Source organism: Eubacterium ramulus ATCC 29099 (genome assembly GCF_000469345.1).
Taxonomy (GTDB): Bacteria; Bacillota; Clostridia; order Lachnospirales; family Lachnospiraceae; genus Eubacterium_I; species Eubacterium_I ramulus.
Genome location: NZ_KI271135.1, coordinates 128,203 through 130,981, shown reverse-complemented (window position 1 = coordinate 130,981; position 2,779 = coordinate 128,203). Strand labels below are relative to the sequence as shown.

The following is a 2,779-nucleotide window of genomic DNA, read 5'->3' as shown; positions in this document are numbered from 1 at the left end:
AAAATGGATTTCGGATTAAGTAAGAAACACGAAATGGCAAGAAGCCTTTTCAAAGAATTCGCTGAGAACGAAGTAAAACCACTTGCTCAGGAAGTTGATGAAACTGAAAAATTCCCAACTGGAACCGTTGAGAAAATGGCTAAATATGGCTTCCTTGGTATTCCTGTACCGAAGGAGCTCGGTGGACAGGGTTGTGACATCCTTACATACGCTATGTGCGTAGAGGAGTTATCAAAAGTTTGTGGTACTACAGGTGTTATCGTATCTGCACATACATCCCTTTGTGTAGACCCGATCCTTACATTTGGTACACCAGAGCAGAAAGAGAAATATGTTCCGGACCTTGCTTCCGGTAAAAAACTGGGCGCTTTCGGTCTGACAGAGCCGATGGCAGGTACAGATGCCCAGGGTCAGCAGACAAAAGCTGTTTTAGATGGCGATGAGTGGGTTCTGAACGGATCCAAATGCTTCATCACAAACGGTAAAGAAGCTGACGTATATATCGTAATCGCTGTTACAGGCAAAATTGAAAAACGTGGCAGAACAATGAAAGAGATCTCTGCTTTCATCGTTGAAAAAGGAACACCAGGATTTACATTTGGTGTAAAAGAGAAAAAAATGGGTATCCGTGGTTCATCCACATATGAGTTAATCTTCACAGATTGCCGTATCCCGAAAGAGAACCTTCTTGGAAAACAGGGTAAAGGTTTCAACATCGCTATGCATACACTGGATGGCGGACGTATCGGTATCGCTGCACAGGCACTTGGTCTTGCAGAGGGTGCATTAGAGACAACAATCGCATATGTAAAAGAAAGAAAACAGTTCGGCAGAAGCATCGCTCAGTTCCAGAACACACAGTTCCAGTTAGCAGACATGGCTACAAAAGTAAAAGCTGCTCAGTTAATGGTATACAGAGCTGCATTAAAGAAAGATGAGTACCAGGCCGGTGCAAAAGTTTCTTATTCTGTAGAAGCTGCTATGGCAAAACTTTACGCAGCAGAAGTTGCAATGGAAGTTACAACAAAATGCGTACAGTTACATGGTGGTTATGGTTACATCAGAGAGTACGATGTTGAGCGTATGATGCGTGATGCTAAGATCACAGAGATCTACGAAGGAACAAGTGAAGTTCAGCGTATGGTTATTTCTGGTGCATTACTTAAGTAAGGAGGAAAACAATCGTGAAGATTATTGTTTGTATTAAACAGGTACCTGATACAGCAGGTGGAGTAAAGTTCAATCCGGACGGAACTCTTGACAGAGCAGCAATGCTCACAATCATGAACCCGGATGATAAAGCAGGTCTTGAGGCTGCTTTAAGATTAAAAGACCAGTATGGCGCAGAAGTTACTGTTTTAACAATGGGACTTCCGAAAGCTGGCGATACATTACGCGAAGCATTAGCAATGGGTGCTGACAATGCAGTTCTGGTAACAGACAGATGCCTTGGTGGTGCTGATACATGGGCTACATCTTCCACAATCGCAGCAGCAATCCGTGAGATGGGCGATTACGACCTGATCATCACAGGCCGTCAGGCGATCGATGGTGATACTGCACAGGTTGGACCACAGATCTCTGAGCATCTTGATATCCCGGTAATCTCTTACGCACGTAAGATCGAGATCGAGGGAGATGCTGTAAAAGTACAGCGTCAGTATGATGACAGATATCATGTAGTAAAAGCTCAGATGCCTTGTCTGATCACATGCCTTGCAGAGATCAATGACCCGAGATACATGACACCGGGCGGAATCTTTGATGCATGCGAAGCAGAGATCACAACAATGGGAAGAGCAGAACTGAAGACACTGGAAGATGGAAACATGGGTCTTGCAGGTTCTCCGACAAAGATCGCAAAAGCATCCGACAAAGTAAGAAAAGGTGCTGGAGAGAAAATCACACTGGATACAGAAGAAGCTGTTTCTTATCTGCTTGGTAAGATGACAGAGAAACATGTATGCGGACTGTAAGAGAAAGGAGAAATAACAATGGCAGCAATGGAACAATCCTTAATTGAGCAGTACAAAGACGTATATGTATTCGCTCAGCAGGTTGATAATGAGATCAGCCCGATCGCTTTTGAGTTACTTGGAAAAGCAAAAGATCTTGCAAATGATTTAAATGAGAAAGTAGTAGCAGTATTACTTGGACATAACGTAAAAGACCTTGCAGCTCAGCTTGGTGCTTACGGTGCAGATAAAGTTATCGTTGTAGATGACAAAGAACTTGAGGTATACAGAACAGAGCCGTATACACATGCACTTGCATCTGTGATCAATGAGTTCAAACCGGAGATCATGTTAGTAGGAGCAACAGCAATCGGCCGTGACCTTGGCCCGCGTGTATCCGCACGTGTCCAGACAGGTCTGACAGCTGACTGTACCTTACTTGAGATCGGTGATTTCCCACTGAACCCAATGCCGGGTAAAGAGCAGAAACATAATCAGTTACTGATGACACGTCCTGCTTTCGGTGGAAATACAATCGCAACAATCGCTTGCCCGGATAACCGTCCGCAGATGGCAACTGTTCGTCCGGGTGTTATGCAGAAGATCGATCCGATCGCTGATGCAAAACCGGAAGTGATCGAGTACAACCCGGGCTTCACACCGGACAACAAATACGTTGAGATTCTTGACGTTGTTAAGAACGTAGCTGACGTAGTAGACATCCAGGATGCAAAGATCCTTGTATCCGGCGGACGTGGAGTTGGAACACCGGAGAACTTCAAGATGCTCGAAGAGCTGGCTGAGGTTGTTGGCGGTACTGTATC

Annotated in this window: 3 protein-coding genes; all 3 read left to right on the top strand. The window is 44.8% G+C overall.

Features of this window, described 5'->3' with window-relative positions; genetic code table 11:
• Positions 1-3 precede the first annotated feature (3 nt).
• A complete protein-coding gene (locus HMPREF0373_RS09915) occupies positions 4-1,170 on the top strand; it encodes an acyl-CoA dehydrogenase (protein ID WP_044963783.1) in 1,167 nt (388 codons plus the stop codon).
• A gap of 14 nt (positions 1,171-1,184) precedes the next feature.
• A complete protein-coding gene (locus tag HMPREF0373_RS09910) occupies positions 1,185-1,976 on the top strand; it encodes an electron transfer flavoprotein subunit beta/FixA family protein (RefSeq protein WP_021739573.1) in 792 nt (263 codons plus the stop codon).
• An 18-nt stretch (positions 1,977-1,994) separates the two neighbouring features.
• Positions 1,995-2,779: electron transfer flavoprotein subunit alpha/FixB family protein (locus HMPREF0373_RS09905; protein ID WP_021739572.1), on the top strand; the 785-nt coding region annotated here is incomplete at its 3' end.

Coding starts and splice junctions, on each gene's coding strand:
- HMPREF0373_RS09915 (WP_044963783.1), top strand. CDS start 4: ATGGATTTCGGATTAAGTAAGAAACACGAAATGGCAAGAAGCCTTTTC.